Origin of the sequence: Gordonia sp. KTR9 (assembly GCF_000143885.2) — a bacterium.
GTDB lineage: Bacteria > Actinomycetota > Actinomycetes > Mycobacteriales > Mycobacteriaceae > Gordonia.
Genome location: NC_018583.1, coordinates 23,334 through 38,951 on the forward strand (window position 1 = coordinate 23,334; position 15,618 = coordinate 38,951).

The 15,618-nt window shown below is 66.0% G+C and carries 13 protein-coding genes; 8 read left to right on the forward strand and 5 right to left on the reverse strand.

The window, feature by feature from the left end:
* Positions 1-354 precede the first annotated feature (354 nt).
* The 7 genes from KTR9_RS25680 (at position 355) to KTR9_RS28080 (ending at position 10,987) form a co-directional block, all read left to right on the forward strand.
* Positions 355-936, forward strand: a complete 582-nt coding sequence (locus KTR9_RS25680) for a hypothetical protein (RefSeq protein WP_014928881.1) — start codon at positions 355-357, stop codon at positions 934-936.
* A 110-nt stretch (positions 937-1,046) separates the two neighbouring features.
* A complete protein-coding gene (locus tag KTR9_RS25685; protein WP_014928882.1) occupies positions 1,047-6,719 on the forward strand; it encodes a helicase-related protein in 5,673 nt (1,890 codons plus the stop codon).
* 332 nt (positions 6,720-7,051) lie between these two features.
* Positions 7,052-7,468, forward strand: a complete 417-nt coding sequence (locus tag KTR9_RS25690; RefSeq protein ID WP_044508706.1) for a hypothetical protein — start codon at positions 7,052-7,054, stop codon at positions 7,466-7,468.
* A gap of 194 nt (positions 7,469-7,662) precedes the next feature.
* Complete coding sequence (locus KTR9_RS25695) at positions 7,663-8,094, forward strand: hypothetical protein (RefSeq protein WP_144066079.1); 432 nt, start codon at positions 7,663-7,665, stop codon at positions 8,092-8,094.
* 25 nt (positions 8,095-8,119) lie between these two features.
* Complete coding sequence (locus KTR9_RS25700; protein WP_044508815.1) at positions 8,120-8,506, forward strand: PLD nuclease N-terminal domain-containing protein; 387 nt, start codon at positions 8,120-8,122, stop codon at positions 8,504-8,506.
* A gap of 48 nt (positions 8,507-8,554) precedes the next feature.
* Entirely contained in the window at positions 8,555-10,369 is a 1,815-nt protein-coding gene (locus tag KTR9_RS25705; RefSeq protein WP_044508709.1) for a DUF6924 domain-containing protein, read from the forward strand.
* Between the two features lie 99 nt (positions 10,370-10,468).
* Positions 10,469-10,987, forward strand: a complete 519-nt coding sequence (locus KTR9_RS28080) for a hypothetical protein (RefSeq protein WP_014928887.1) — start codon at positions 10,469-10,471, stop codon at positions 10,985-10,987.
* A 118-nt stretch (positions 10,988-11,105) separates the two neighbouring features.
* Here KTR9_RS28080 and KTR9_RS25715 read toward each other — a convergent pair whose 3' ends face one another.
* Positions 11,106-12,362, reverse strand: a complete 1,257-nt coding sequence (locus tag KTR9_RS25715; protein WP_193363309.1) for a DDE-type integrase/transposase/recombinase — start codon at positions 12,360-12,362, stop codon at positions 11,106-11,108.
* A 197-nt stretch (positions 12,363-12,559) separates the two neighbouring features.
* Between KTR9_RS25715 and KTR9_RS25720 the strand changes: the two genes are divergently transcribed.
* Positions 12,560-13,654 carry an Abi family protein gene (locus KTR9_RS25720; protein WP_014928889.1) on the forward strand — a complete coding sequence of 365 codons (1,095 nt, stop codon included), beginning with the start codon at positions 12,560-12,562 and terminating at the stop codon, positions 13,652-13,654.
* Here KTR9_RS25720 and KTR9_RS25725 read toward each other — a convergent pair.
* The 4 genes from KTR9_RS25725 to KTR9_RS25740 form a co-directional block, all read right to left on the reverse strand.
* Positions 13,601-13,885, reverse strand: a complete 285-nt coding sequence (locus tag KTR9_RS25725) for a recombinase family protein (RefSeq protein ID WP_044508711.1) — start codon at positions 13,883-13,885, stop codon at positions 13,601-13,603. The two genes, KTR9_RS25720 and KTR9_RS25725, sit on opposite strands and share 54 nt — an antisense overlap.
* Complete coding sequence (locus KTR9_RS25730; RefSeq protein WP_044508713.1) at positions 13,882-14,088, reverse strand: hypothetical protein; 207 nt, start codon at positions 14,086-14,088, stop codon at positions 13,882-13,884. The genes KTR9_RS25725 and KTR9_RS25730 overlap by 4 nt, the downstream gene beginning before the upstream one ends.
* 56 nt (positions 14,089-14,144) lie before the next feature.
* A complete protein-coding gene (locus KTR9_RS25735) occupies positions 14,145-14,780 on the reverse strand; it encodes a hypothetical protein (protein WP_044508715.1) in 636 nt (211 codons plus the stop codon).
* Between the two features lie 87 nt (positions 14,781-14,867).
* Positions 14,868-15,437, reverse strand: a complete 570-nt coding sequence (locus KTR9_RS25740; RefSeq protein WP_148281338.1) for a hypothetical protein — start codon at positions 15,435-15,437, stop codon at positions 14,868-14,870.
* Between the last annotated feature and the right edge of the window lie 181 nt (positions 15,438-15,618).

The following is a 15,618-nucleotide window of genomic DNA, read 5'->3' on the forward strand; positions in this document are numbered from 1 at the left end:
TCACCACGTATCCCGCACCGCCGGTCGAGTGACCTGATGCCTGAACCAGGCGACGGCGAGGACCCGCCGTGAGAAGACTCAGGCCCTGACAGGTGCTGGACACACCTGCCAGGGCACTGATCGGCCAGAGATCGAGCCTCTGACCAGTGAGAAACGATAACCACCCCCGCGAGGGCCGGCGTTGGCCGGGCCGGGCGGACCTCACTTTGGTAGGAGCTCGACGCATGGCGCGTAACGCCACCCCTGACGACAACACCCCCAATCTGTTCGATCTGCTCGCCGACACCGACCCATCGAGGCAGCCGATGTCGGCACCGCAGAGCATTATGGATACCCACACTGAGGAGGACACCGATGTTTCACGATCTGCGCACGGCACTGACCGAGCGGTACGCCCAGGAACTGACGCAGATGGACCGCACGGAGTTCGAGGACTTCCTGACCGCCGAGGCGAACCGGCTGGAAGCCGAGATCGCTCAGACGCAGTCACAGACCGAGCTCGCGATGATCGCGGCGTGGAAAGCCGACCACGAGGGCAACGACCCGGACGTGTTGACGACGCAGCGGCTGTACCAACAGGCCCGGCACTCCGCGGAGGAGACGGTGCTGGCGACGCTGTGGGAGGGTCATCGCAGTCCCGAGGACGAGGACCAGCCGATCGAACCGAACCCGGACACGGTGACCGGGATGCAGCGGTGGCTGACGCCGTGGGCGATCGAGGCGACTCGCGAGACCGAACAGCTGACCGAGCGGGTGTGGCCGGATCAGACACCGCGGTTTCAGGTGTGGGCCGAGCAACTGCTGCAAGCCCGTCTGACCGACGGGCTGGCGGTGCCCGACGGGCCGGAACATCCGCTGGTTCCGGAACTGACCGCGATGGTGGCCGCGGCGCTAGCCGATCAGGCTCGCGCCGACGCCGAGCGCGCGCAGAGGTAGTCGACGACGGCCAGGGACTGCTGTTTGAGTCCCTGGACGATCTGCGGATCCCGACTGACCCGGCCGTCGTCGACCCAGGCGGGACACCGCTGCCACCGAAGGCCGACGACGTGCTGCCGCAGGTCCCGCAGTCCGAGACCGGGCTGCCACTGACGGCGTGGGCCAGCACCCGTGTCGCCCCGGCACGACGCCCGGACGGCTCGGTGGTCTACATCAAGGCCGACCATGTGGTGGCCGGTCTCGAACCAGACCCCACACCCGATTCAGAGGCGCCCGCTCTCGCTCCCGAGCCGGAGCCGGAGCCGTCGAGCATCGCGGCCGTCGACGAGGCCACCACCCTCTCACCAGCCGAGGTGGGTTCTGCGACCCGGTTCACCCATCCAGGGACGGTGTTGGTGCCGTCGGGCGCCAAAGCCCGCGCCCGCGCCAACATCGCCGCACTCGAGGTCCTCTCCGAGACCGCCCGCACCGGACGCCCGGCGACCACGGCCGAGCACGAGGTTCTGGCGCAGTGGTCGGGCTGGGGTGCCGCGGCCGACATCTTCGATGAGTCCAAGTCGGAGTGGGCACCCGAGCGCGAGCAGCTGCGCGCGCTGCTGGATTCCGAGCAGTGGCGCCAAGCGAAGGCCTCCACGCTCAACGCCCACTACACCGATCCCGCGATCGCCCAAGCGATGTGGTCGGCGATGGCGCGCGCCGGGTTCGACGAGGGGCTGGTACTCGAACCGGGCTGCGGCAGCGGCACATTCATCGGGCTGGCACCTCCCGGTGCGCAGATGGTGGGTGTGGAGCTCGATCCGACGACCGCCCAGATCGCCCATCTGCTCTACCCCGACGCGCAGGTGCGGTTGGAGGGCTTCGAGACCACCCGCGTCCCGGACGGATCGTTCGCCGCGGTGATCGGCAATGTGCCCTTCGGTGGGTTCACGGTGCACGACCCGATCCACAATCCGGCCCGCCACCGCATCCACAACCACTTCCTCCTCAAGTCGCTCAACCTCACCGCCCCCGGCGGATACGTCATGGCGATCACCACCGCCGGCACGCTGGATGCGGCCTCGGACAAAGCCCGCCGAGACATGCACGCCGTCGCCGACCTCGTCGGCGCAGTGCGGTTGCCGTCGACGGCGTTCGAACGGGTCGCCGGCACCCAAGTCGTCACCGACGTCCTGGTGTTCCGCCGCCGCGAACCCGACGCCGCCACGCCTGCGGACGCCGACTGGCTGCATTCCGACCTCGTTGCTCTCGCTGACCGGACCGGCGAGACCACCGAGATCGGCATGAACCGCTACTTCACCACCCACCCGGAACACGTGCTGGGCACGATGCGTGTCGATCGCGGCCTCTACCGCGACGGGATGCTCGTCGTGGCCGCCGAACCCGGCGGCGATGTCGCCGCCGACCTCGACGACCGGCTGACCGGCATCGTCGACGCCGCCCTACAACGCGGCGACGGGCTGTTCCTCGCCGACGACACCGCCACGGCCGGAATAGAGTTCACCGCCGGCGCCCTCGACACCGACGCCCTCTATAGCGAGGACATTCCGATCGGGCACGTCAGCTACGACGAGACCACCGGGGTGTTCTCGCGGCGCGGGATCGGCGGCGACGAGCCGATGAGGGTGCCAGCCACCCGCGCCACCGAGACCCGGCATCTGCTACGGCTGCGGGACCTGTTCGCGGCCACGATCGCCGCTCAGCGCACCCAGAGCAGCCGCGCCGAGCGAGATACGCTGCGCGCGGACCTCAACGAGGTCTACGACGCCTACCTGAACACCTACGGCCCGGTGAACCGAGCCAAGCTGGTGGGCGGCAAGGAACGCACCGCCGAGCAGGCCGCCAAGAAGTTCGCCGAACTCGAAGCCAAGTGGCGCGCCGCGCACCGCGACGCCGACGGCGCCGACTATCCCGGGCCGCTGCCTGAGGATGTGGCGGCCGACCTCGAGGAGAAAGCGTGGCAGGTCAGCGCACCCTCGCGACGTCAAACCCATCTCGAGGCCGTCCGCGCGGATCCCGGAATGGCCGGCGTGCTGGCGCTGGAACGCTACGACGACGAAACCGGCACCGTCAGCAAGACCGCGGTGTTCTCCCGCGACGTCGTCGTCGCTCCGGTCCCGGTATCGCGCGCCGACACCCCCGCCGAAGCGGTCGCGATCAGTCTCGGTGAACGCGGCCGAGTCGATCTCGACCGCGTCGCCGAACTCCTCGACCAACCCACCCAGCAGGCACGCGAGTCGATCCGCGGCCTGGTCTACGCCGACCCGGACATGCCCGAGGACCTGGTGCCCGCACCCACAGCGTTGTCGGGCAACGTGCGCGCCAAACACGCCCGCGCCGCCGAAGCTGCCCGCACCGACCCCGGCAACCGCGATTGGGCAGAACTAACACAAGCACTGGCGCAGGTGATTCCAACCGACAAGCAGCCCTCCCAGATCGGGTCGGTCAAACTCGGACCGACCTGGATCGAGCCGCGTGACTACGAGGCGTTCGTGCGCGAGACCTTTGGTGCCGCCAACGTCCGGGTGTCACGCGCTGCGGGTAGCTGGGGAGTCGAAGTGCCACCCTTCGAACGCAACAGCACCGTGATGCGCACCGACTACGGCGCCGACAATGCCGACCTCGACAAGGCGCTCGACGCGGTCGACCTCACCGAGATGCTGCTCAACCAGCGCTCGATCGTAGTCAAGAATTCGGGGCGGGCGCAGGAAGAGGGTGCACCGGAGGTCGATGCCCAAGCCACCATCCTCGCCCAAGTCCAAGCGGAGAAGATCACCACCGAGTTCCGGTCGTGGCTGTGGTCGGACGATGAGCGCCGCGACCGCCTCGTCGCCGAGTGGAACCGCCGCTTCAACACCTGGGTTCGGCCCGAACACGACGGGTCCAGGCTGGTGCTGCCCGGGTTGTCTCCGGTGTTCGAGCCGCACCCCTACCAACGCGATGCGGTGGCACGCATTCTCGCCGAGCCGACCGTGCTGCTCGATCACGTGGTCGGCGCCGGCAAGACCGGCACGATGTTCATGTCGGCAATGGAACTCAAACGCCGCGGCCTGGTCACTCAACCGTGGATCGTGGTGCCCACCCACCTGATCGAGCAGTTCGGCCGCGAAGTGAAGATGTGGTACCCCGCGGCGAACGTGCTCGTGGGACGCAAAGGCATGTCGGCCGAGGACCGCCGCGTGTTCGCCGCGCAGACAGCGACCAGCGACTGGGACATGGTCATCATCCCGGCGTCGGTGTTCGAGGCGATCCGGGTCCACCCGCAACGCCGTGTCGACTACATCGCGAACCAGTTGGCTGACCTCGACGCCGAATTGTCCGCGGGCGTAGGCGAGATGACGCATGCGACGGTCAAGAAGATCGAACGGGCGAAGAAGCAACTGCAGAAGCGTCTCGACGCCGCGACCGATCAGGCCAAGAAGGACCACGGGGTGTTGTTCGAAGACACCGGCGGGGACTATCTGTTCGTCGACGAGGCCCACGAGTACAAGAACAAGGGCCGCCAGTGCGCCATCGACTCGCTGTCGCTCACCGGGTCGAACAAGGCCGAGGACCTGTCGATGAAACTGGACTACCTGCGTGAACGTCGCCAACACCAGGCGGCCGCGGCCGGGCGGGTCATCGCCCCGGGCGCTGAGCGGGTCGCGACGTTCGCCACCGGCACCCCGATCGCCAACTCACTGGCCGAGTCGTGGGTGATGCAGCAGTACCTGCGCCCCGATGTGCTGGAGGTGGCTGGGGTCCGCTCGATCACCGACTGGGCGGCGTCGTTCACCGCGACCCGCTCGGAGACGATCCCCAACGCCACCGGCACCAAACTGCGTGTCGTGTCGAAGGTGTCGGCGTTCGCCAACCCCAAGGAAATGTTCGCCATGGCCGCCCAGTACACCGATGTCGTTGTCCGTGAACAGGTCCCGGCAAACCTGCCCGTCCATGACGGGCGGCAGATCATCACCAGCACACCCGGTCAAGAGCGACAGGACTTCATCGCCGACCTGGACCATCGGGCCGACCATCTCGACCCACGCCGCGCCGACATCGACAACGTGCTCAAGATCCTCAACGACGGCCGCAACGTCGCCCTCGACCCGGTACTGGCCAACCTCGAACCGGATCCGGGAAATACCCGCGCCGACGCGGTCGCCGAACAGGTCGCCCGCATCTACCACGCCACCGCCGACAACGAGTACCTCACCGAGGAAGGGGAGCGGTCCCCGATCCGCGGGGCGCTGCAACTGGTGTTCTGCGACCGCGGCACCCCGCGACCCGACGGTCCGTCGGTGTACTCCAACCTCAAAGACCTTCTCGTGGAGCAGCACAACTTGCCCGCGGAGAAGATCGCGTTCATCCACGACGCGAAATCGCCGTCGCAGAAACTGGCGCTGCAGGCCGACTGCCGAGCCGGGCGGATCGCGGTGCTGGTCGGGTCGACCTCGAAGATGGGTACCGGCATGAACGTCCAAGGCCGCCTCATCGGTCTGCACCACATGGACGTGCCGTGGCGGCCCGCCGATCTCGAGCAACGCGAAGGGCGGATCATCCGCCAAGGCAACCAAAATCCGCGAATCGAGATTCTGAACTACGTCACCGCCGGCACCACCGACACCGTCATGTGGTCGAAAGTCGAATCCAAGGCCGCGTTCATCGAACAAGCCAAACGCGGGCAGCTCGACGACGTCGCCGAAGTCGACGACATCGCCGACGACTCACTATCTGAGGCTGCTGCGGCGACCAAAGCCGCCGCGACCGGTGATGAACGGTTCCTCGAAATGGCCACCCTGGAAGACGAGGTGAAAAGCCTGTCCGCACTGGCCAGCGCGCACGCCGACTCCCGCTCCCACGCCCGCCGGGTCGTGGCCGCGGCCGACCACGCCATCCCACGCTTGGAAGGCAGCATCGACAAACTCGACGCTCTGCTGGTCGGGCATCAGGAGTGGATCGATGCCGGTAAGCAGTTCGTGGTCACCGGAGACAGGTCCCGGGCTCAGCGTCCGGAGCGATCTGAGGCGCTGTTGTCGCGGGTCACCGCGGTCTATCACGAGCTCAAAGGTGCCGGCATGAAGCAGTCGATGCCGATCGCGTCGATACCGTCGGGGCTCCAGGCGCACGCCTCGCGCGAGTTCGCCCAGGACAAGATTCATGTGTGGCTCGATTGCCCTGGGCGGCCGGGGTTCACTCTCGACGCCTCCCAGGTGTTCACCACCGCCGAGCGGCGCACCGCGACCGCGTCTGGGTTCGCTACGCGCCTGGAGAACCTGTACGCCGGGCTCGACGACACCCGCGCCCAGATGGAGGCTGACATCGCCAGCTACCGACGGGAAGTCGAGGTCAACGCCCCACGCATTGACGCACCGTTCACCCGGGCTGAGGAGTTGCAGACCAAACAAGTGCGGCTACGACAACTGCGCATGGAGGTCGAACAGGCCCAACAGTCCGAGGAAGCGGTCGCCGCCCGCCAAGCCGCCGAAGAACGGATGCGCAGCGCCGGTCGCGAACCCGGCTGGAGTCTGGAACTCAACCCGACACCGGTCATGGTCGAAGAAGCCGGACTCGACCATGCCGATGACTACGTCGCCGCGATAAAACGCAGTCACCAACACCAAGCAAAGCTGTACCAAGCCGAAAAAGGCACCGCGACAGCAGAACCGGGGATCGGAACGCTGCTCGCCGACACCCGACCAGCACCGGACGCCGAGCGCACGCAGGGCACGGACTCCCAGCAACCGCCCCACGATCCGCTCGGTGACGGCACACAGCCCCAGCGCGACCCGGACCTGGGCCTGTGAGTACGACAGTGACGTTCGCCGCGTTCCGAGTCAGGCGTTGGCGGGTGCGAGTTCGCTGCCGCACCCCCGATGCGGCTCTCGGCCCTGCGGGCAAGCAGATCGAGCAGGCCGCCTCGGACCTGACTCGACAAGGGGCAACCGCTCTCAACAACCTGCCACGTCGAGATCATTTGGCCCCCAGGAGCACAAGCCCGCCCCGCGGCGGTGACCGACCGGACAGGAGTGGCTCGCCACGCGCTACCAGCCCCGCCTGTCCCGGGTTCGTGATAGAAGCGAACCGCCACACCCGCGCACCCATCACTAGCAACCGATACCGAACAGGACGTGACTTCATGCCTTTGCCAACGGCTCGACTCTCCACCGCCGTCAAGACCATCGTCGCCGGACTTCTCATCACCGCCGGCCTCGCCACTGGTCTCGGCCTCGGTAGTGGTCAAGCACACGCGAAGATCGACGACGGCCGATACAAGTTCCAGCTGGTCATGTACGGCGTCATTCCCTACCCGGAATCGAACGCGCGAGTGATCGGCAACCGTCTGTTCCAAGACGTCTACGGCGTCGGGCCGTGGAATGCCACCAACAGCCACATCACCCAGACCCGCAACGGCGGCATCGTCTCGATCGCCGGTGACCCAGTCGCGCACTGGTACTCCCGCATCGAACTACGCAAGACACCACACGGCTACAAAGGTGTTCTGTTCGCCGGCGGTGTCCCCACCGGCGACGTCTACCTACGTAAAGTCCGCTGACCACACAAGGGTCGCGCAGGAAGTGCCTGTGCGACCCCTGCCGTTCGGTGCGATCGGGCGGACCGGCGTTGTTGGGCGGGCGGTGCTGGCCAACAGTGACGTTCACCGCGTTCCGACTGAGGCGTCGACGGGGCGGACGTCCTGTCACTACCATTCGCGATGACAAAGGTTGGGGTTATGAAAGGGAATACACGGTGCTGACGAGGTCGGGGATACGCGCGGGGGTGGCGGGTGCGGCGCTCAGTCTCGCGGTAGCTACCGGTGGGGCGATACTGACGGGTCCGCCGGCACAGGCCGCGCGGATCGTCGAGACCTCGCAACCGGGGGTGGTGGTGATCGAACTCAGCCACGCCGACACCGTGGCCGCCGCCCACCTCGGCGCCGGACGGGTCATCAACGCCGTTCTGGGCAACGACTACTGGGGTGTCATCCTCGACAACGACTCCCGCTATCGGGCAGGGGCGTACTACCGTCCGGACAAGGCCGCCAGCTGGAATGACGTGACCGGCCACCAGGTCATCTCCGAGGCCGCCGCCCACCCGGGCGGGCGGGTCGTGGTCGCGGTCTACGTTGATCGAACCAGGAGCCTGAACGGACATCCGCTGTGGATACAGCAGGTCTGGTGAGCGGCGTGACGAAGAGGGAGTGGACGTGCCGTATCTCGGGTTGATCTACCTGGTGATCCTGGTGATCGCGCTGATCGACATCATCAAAACCGACGACGCCGCCGTGCGCGGGCTGCCCAAGTTCGCCTGGGTAATCCTGGTGGTGATGCTGCCATTGGTCGGTGCGCTGGTGTGGCTTGCGGTCGGACGCCCGGCCGCTGATGAGCGACCACACCGGCAGGATTCGGGTGCGGCCAGCGAGTTCCCGGAATACGACCATCCGGGCCGCTACGTCCCGCAAGACCCTGAGGCAGACCGGGAGTTTTTGCAGCAGTTGCGAGATCGCGCCGAGAAACAACGTCAGACCGCCCGCGAACAACAACGCGCCGCCGACCGCACTGACGACGGCGATCAGCCACCGGCCACTTCATAGAGCCTGAAGTCGCGAGCAGGGTGAGGTACGCCGGTTAGGTTGGTGGGTATGACGTCGTGGTCGCAGATTCGGGGTTTATCCTTCGGCACGATGGGTCGAACGGCCCGTGGCACCGTGTATTCCAGTGACGGGACAGCAAGTTCGGTGTGGTTCGCTCCGCCCACGTCGTGGCGGATGGAGAACGCTGACGGGTCACCCTCCTATATCGAGAGCGCCACCGATGAGTACGTGTTCGGTGAGGACGGCGTCGCCGTGCATACCGCGAAGCACCCGAACCGCCTTGTCGCAGTGACGGGCGTGTCTGCAACGGTGTTGTTCACCGCGTACCGCAGTTGGACCCCAATGGAGTTGACGGGACGGCCACCGCGGTTCGGTGAGCCGAAGCAGTTGATCGAGGCCGAGGTTCGGGGCCGGCGGGGTTGGCAGGTGGAGTTCGACGATTCCTACGGCGGTCCCACGATCACGGTGGTGATCGACGCCGAGTTGGGGATCGCGCTCTCATGGAGGCAAGGCGAGCAGTGGATGCAGATGGAATCGCCGGTGCTCGACGAGGACTTCGACCCCGCCCTGTTCACCTGGGACGGACCAACAGTCGAGTTCGAGGAGTACCTCGAGTCACGAGAACAGCTCGAACACCAGCAGAAGATGCAAGAACTGATGGATATGCCGCCGACCCGCATCGGGTGGGTGCCGATGCAGGTCACCGCGTCACCAACAGAAGGTGACCCCCTGTCTGGTGCACTAGATGTCACCGTGACGGCGGATACACCCCAATTCGGTATCCGTCGTTGGCTGACCGAACTCGGTGAGCCCGAAGTGGGATTCTCGATGGAACTATTCTCGCCCCGAGCACGCACCACGATTGGACCGTGGACAGTCGAATTACGCACCTATAACGCAATTTCCATAGAGGACGCCGACCGAGTCCTTGCCGAGGTGGTGTTACCTGACCCGCCCGGCAACGTCGATGACATCCGGGACGCCGCCACGGCCCGCCAGGAAGCCGACGACGAGGCTGCGATCATCTCCGCGTTAGGGATCGGCCGCAACCTCGACGACTACCTGCACAGCCTTAACGGTGTGTCGCTGCTGGTGCGCACCGATTTCAGCGACGACGACCGCTGGCGCGAGCTCGCGCTGGCGGCGATGGCCCCTGTGGACAGCGGCATGGATGACGATTCCACCTTCGAGGCGAGGCTGACGTGTATCGACCACCGAGACAACGACGGTCTGACCGTCGAGGCCCTTGTCGAGCGGATCGGTGACGATCCGCCCTACTACGCGTTCATCGCTGACTCGATCTCAATGACCCATCCGGAGATGCCGATCCTGGTGGTCGATTGCGGCCGTCCTGATTTCGGCGACGAACCTGGCCGGACCTTCCGCGTCATCCCCGACCAGGTGCAGTCGGTCGAAAACAACCTGTCAATCTCGAACATGGGCTTTCGTGACTTCGCCGACGCCGTCGACGACGACGGGGTCTTTCGCGGATTCCCGCCGCCGCGGCCGCATGTGGCGATTCTGCAGCGCGACGAACTCATCGCGCTCAGTGCTACCAATCGGTCGACCCCGGCGCTGGCCCGCTTCGCCGAGGAGCTGCCCCTCGTCGACTATCCGTCCATGGTCGTCTACGAGACCGCCCGGACGAAGGTTCACGACTCTGCGGCGGCGCTGGGCGAGCCGCCCTCCACCGAGCTCCGTGTCGGAGTCGACGACTACCTGGCTGCGACCGCCCGTGACGGCCTGTGTCAGCACGGCCATGTGCAGATCCGTGGCGGGCACTGGAGTCTTGTGATCGACCCCGACACAGGGACGCTCGAAGCCGCGATGCTCCGGCAATACCAACCACCTACACCGTCCTGAGAAACCCGCACAGTGCCAGCAGCCAGATCGCGACCCGACCTGAACCGCTCGTGGAGAAGCCGTCAGTCCGCGGCCACACGCGGCGAGACACTCGCGCGCATGGCGACTTCACGACAGCGGGCGGCGAGGGTCGCAGTCACCCTGCTTGCGGCGGGGGTGATGACGCTCGGGCTCACCTCCTGCGGGCAAAGCACCGAGAACGGGGCCGACACCGCCGATCCGTTCGTGGACTACGAACGATCAGATTCGGTGGAGTGGACGACGCAGATACCAGCGACGACACAACCCCCTGTCGTGTCGAGTCCGCCGATCACCGGAACAACACGACCACCCACCGCACCCACTGCGGCACCGGCGGGCACCATCTGCGGGTATGTGCCCGCAGAGACCGGGGAGCAACCCGTCATCGTGCTCAACGGACCGCTCGACTGCGCCACAGCAATGACAGTGAGCCAGAAGTACTTCGCCTCGATCGGCCAGGCCCAGGGCCAGGCCCTGTTTCTCGCCGTCGACGGCTGGGAGTGTCAGTGGCCGTACGTTGCCGGGCGTTCGCACGCAGACTCCTACAGCACCTGCACAGCGCCCGGCGGCGGTGCCGCGGTGAAGATCGGCGAATAACGTCCTGGGCCTCCCGTATCGCAGCGCGGCGACGACTCAACAGGCATACGTAGTGCCTCACGTCAAACTGCCCGCGAAATCCGACTCATGCCTCAGATAGGAATGCCCGCGAAAGCTGTCAGCCGGCTGGTACTCGAACACCCTTGCGAACATCGGGTAGTGCGGAGGGGAACTGCGCGAGGTGGAGCTGCTCGGTTTTGTCTTTGGCCAGCAGGAGAAGTTGGTCTTGAAGTGCGGCGATGTCGCGACCGATCTGGGCGGGGTTGAGCGAGTCGCGGTAGGCGCACAGCTCGGCGCGCTGGGCCGCGCTGAGCACGTCAGCAGCCAGGAGGCGGTCGAACGGGGTAGCCGGGGCGTCATAGACCCGGCGGCGGCGGCCGTTGGCGGTGGAGGCGAATCCGACGGGTTTGATGGTCGGGGTCAGGTAGTTGAGCCGGTCGTTGACCAGCCGCCACAGCCGGTTGAGCGCGGCCCGTTCAGTGTCGGTGTCATAGCGCCAGTAGAACGCGTACTTGCGCACGAGGTGGTTGTTCTTGGATTCAATGGTGGCCTGATCGTTCTTCTTGTACGGCCGTGACCGGGTGAAGTAGATGCCTTGGCCGCCGGCCCACTCGATCACCGGATGGTTGAGGAACTCGCTACCGTTGTCGAAGTCCAAACCTGTTACCCCAAAAGGGATTTCCTCAACAGCAGTCTTGAGTCCGGTGAGGATATGGGTGTGCGCGTTGTTGCGGATGCTGCGGGTGAACACCCACCCGGTGTGCACATCGGTCAGGTTCAACGTCCGCACGAACTCGCCTTTGAGGGTCGGGCCGCAATGGGCGACCGTGTCGCCCTCGAAGAACCCGGCCTCGGCCTCCACCTCATCACCAGCCTTGCGGACGGTGATCGAATTGCGCAGCAACACAGACGGTTTGGTCGTGGACACACCCGATATCTGGTCTTTGGCCTTGGCGGTTCGCAGGTAGCGGTCGATGGTCGCCGCCGACATCGACAACAACTCCGCACGCACACTCGCGCTGTAACGGTCCACTCCGGCAACAAGTTCGCCGTGCCGCTCCAGCGCATCGAGCTGCACGCGCATCGATACCACGAGGTACTTGCCGCACTGCCCACCCGAGGCCGCCCACACCTTCTGCAACACCTTCAACGCGTCGTAGGAGTACTTCGGCGAGCGCGGGGTGCGCTCACGCACCGCCACCGCGTGCCCCGTGCCCGGCGACAGCCGCGCGGCAGCAGTCAACCGCCGCCGCGCGTTGTCGCGCGACCAACCGGTCACCTCCACCACCTGATCGAGGATCCGGCCCCGGTCCTTCTTCGACGCCTTCACATACTCCCGCGCGAACCTGCTGGTCACCTCGGCCCGAGACCGCATCGACAACCCACTTCCCATCCCCCGACGATCACCATTTCGCGGGCAAACCTATGTGAGGCACCGAGGGCGTTTCGCGGGCAGATTACGTGAGTCAAGCCGGCATATTGCACCTTGTCCGGGTGGAGCCGTAGACTGTTGGACATCACGGCCAGCCTTCCGTCTCGCTTCGCGAGGGGGGAGGCTGGTTCTCTATATGCATGGCAGTCACGCCCTCCACGCCCTACGCGAAGCCGTTCAAGTCCGTCGACGAGCAACTCGACCTGCTCGCTAGCCGCGGACTGACACTCGGAGATCGGACAGAAGCTCGCGAACACCTACGCCGGGTCGGCTACTACCGGCTCAGTGGCTACTGGTATCCGTTACGCGAGAGCGTGAAGACTCCGGGCCAGGCTCCGGTCGTGACCGATCAGTTTGTCGCCGGAGCAACGCTGGCCAATGTCATCGAGATTTACCAGTTCGACCGGAAGCTCCGCTTGCTCACCCTCGATGCCATCGAGACGATCGAGGTCAGCATTCGCTTTCATGTCGGCCACACGCTCGGTCGGCACGGCGCATTTGCTCACGCCGATCCGTCTGTCCTCGATACCGAGTTCGCCGGCGGCGCCGTGGTTCCGCCACCTGGTGTGGGCACCTGGCTCGACAGTGAGCATCGCAAATGGCTGGAGAACCGGACCCGCGAAACCTCCCGTTCCAAGGCCGACTTCGTGACCCACTTCAAGAAGAAGTACGGCCTGCCGCTACCGGTGTGGGTGATTACCGAGTTACTCGACTTCGGGGGTCTGTCGATGCTCTACGGCGGGATGCTGCAGAAGGACAGAGACGCGATCGCCGCCGAGCTGGGTCTGTTCGACAGCGCCGGAGCGGGTAACAGTGGCGCACTGAAGGACTGGCTGAGAAACCTCAACTACGTCCGCAACGTGTGTGCCCACCATGCCCGGTTCTGGAATGCCAACGTCACGCAGCAGGTGAGCCCGAGGCTGCTGCCGTCGGTTCCTGAACTCGCCCACATCACTGCTGGTCGATCGGTGTCGCGGCCTTATGCATCGCTGGCGGTGATCGCGGTCCTGGTCCGGCGGATCAACCCGAACGACGATTGGCCGCAACGACTTCGGCATCTGGTGCTCAGCGAACTGCCACCAGGGCGGCGGGCGGACGAACTGGGTTTCCCCGCGCACTGGGACACCGAGACCATCTGGTCGATGCCTGCCCAGACCGGGCCCGCCCAGACCGCGGTGGCGCTACCGGCGCGGAGACGTTGGCTGCCGCGCCGGGTGCGGCGCCGCCGCAACTGAGGCCACCTGTGACCATTCAGCGCGCAGGTGGGCGGTGTGGCGCAGCCGCCAGACGTGTACGCGGGTCCAATGCGTCCCGCCGGCCGGTGTGGGGACCCCGGCCTGGTTGAGTCGGTCGGCGATAACGCGGTCACTGTCCCCGGCGGTGTGCCAGTCGGCGATGGTGCGGGCGATCGCGGCCGAGCACAGCGGTGGCCGCCCGACCGGGCGGCGGGTGATGGTTCTGGTCATGACCGCGACTCCCTGTCGCCTCGGCCGAGGACGACTCGAACGGTGTGGAGCAGATCGGCCAGCACGAGTCGGGCGTGCTCGCGCTGGACAGGGTCAGGGCTCCACAGTGCGGTGCAGGTGGTCGACAGCAGTACCGCACCAGCGATCCCGATGGCGGCGGCGAGCAGGGCGGGGGGCAGGGTCGAAAAGTTCAGGGATGACACGAGGTCTGTCTCCTTGGGTAAGGGGACAGCGCAACGCTGTTGACGAGAAACCGGGGTTAGGCGGCCGTGTGCGCGATGCGAGGTCCCGCAAGGTGAGGGATGTGGAGAACCTTGCGGGAGGTGGGTCCGCGGACCACTCGTGGCTGGGTGGGTACCTGATGGCCTGGTGGTCGTTGGCGTGCTGACCGTTGCTGCAGCAGAGCCTTGATCGCCAGCGCGATTTCGACAGTTAGGAGTTGGGCGTAGTGCAGGATCGTCGCCTGGACGGCGGCGATCCCAGCGGACACAGCGTCCGGGACGACGTGCAGATTGAAGAAGGCCAGCAGGTCGAAGGAGAGGAATGCGCTCAGCGCGTCGCCGGCGGCGCGGCGTTGGTCGATGACCGAGGTCCAGAAGCGCTTTCGAGGATCAGTCGATGTCTGCGGGTTCCGTACAGGGCCAAACCCGCGGCCCATCGACGCAGCGATCATCTGGTGCGGTGTGGGAATCGACGGCGCCACCGATCTCATGACGGGCGAGAGGTCCGGGAAATCGACCAGTGACACGGTTGGAGCAGTACGAATGAGAGACGCGAACGGCCGCGGTCTGGCGATGCCGAAGTCGGGTAGTCGCGGCATCATCCGGCGGACGACCTCAGCGTTCCGCGCAACGACCCCCGTCATGGGGGTGCTGATGCGGACCGTGGACGTCATGCCTCACAGTCTAATGCGGTCGCTCAGGTGTTCGGTATTTCTTTCCGTCGCGGTGCGCGGCGGCATTCCTTCGCTCGGTGGGAACGTTTAGAACAGCTTGTACGTCGATCGGTTCACTGTGAAGCCGTGGCCGGTGTCGAAGTTGCGGCAGGTGGTGCCGGCGTCTCTGTCGACGGTGCAGGTGTAGCCGGAGACGAAGATCGGCTGGTTGTAGGGGAGAACGCGAGACTTTACGTCGCTGATGAACTGGTACTGCGGGTCACCGCGTTGCCGAAGCTGCCCGTGCTCGCCGTTGAGAGAGTCGATGGTGTTGGCTGTCTGAAAGTCTGGATGTTGGTTGATGGTCGGGGCCGCAGAGGGGAGCTGGCCGTGGCATCCGGCCGAGGCCGCACCAGGCGTGCCGATGATCGCGCAGGCGAAGTAGCCAGTAGGGCTCTGGAAGTAATAGCCACTCTGTCCGTCGACTTGGTCACTGGTCCGGTAGTAGTCGTTGTTGTCGACCCAGTTGGCCGCCACCGGCACCGAATCGTCCTGCGACAGGACCTGATCACCGCCGCGGTCACAGCGGTACATGTAGCCGGACATGGCCAGGTGTCCGTAACCACCGTCGCGTCCGCAGGACCAGCCTTCGATGTCCGGCGGCGCGGCTTCTCCCACTCCCGGGATCGCGCTGATGATGCGGACCGCTTGTGCGCAGTCGGCGTGGCCGCGGTTGATCACGATGCGCCGAGCCTGGGTCGATTCGCACACGGTCCCGGGACCTCGAACAGTGGCGTCGACAGCCTGCGAGGACGCCACCGACCCGTCGGTCACCGATGTCGGCGAGGACGCCTCAGGC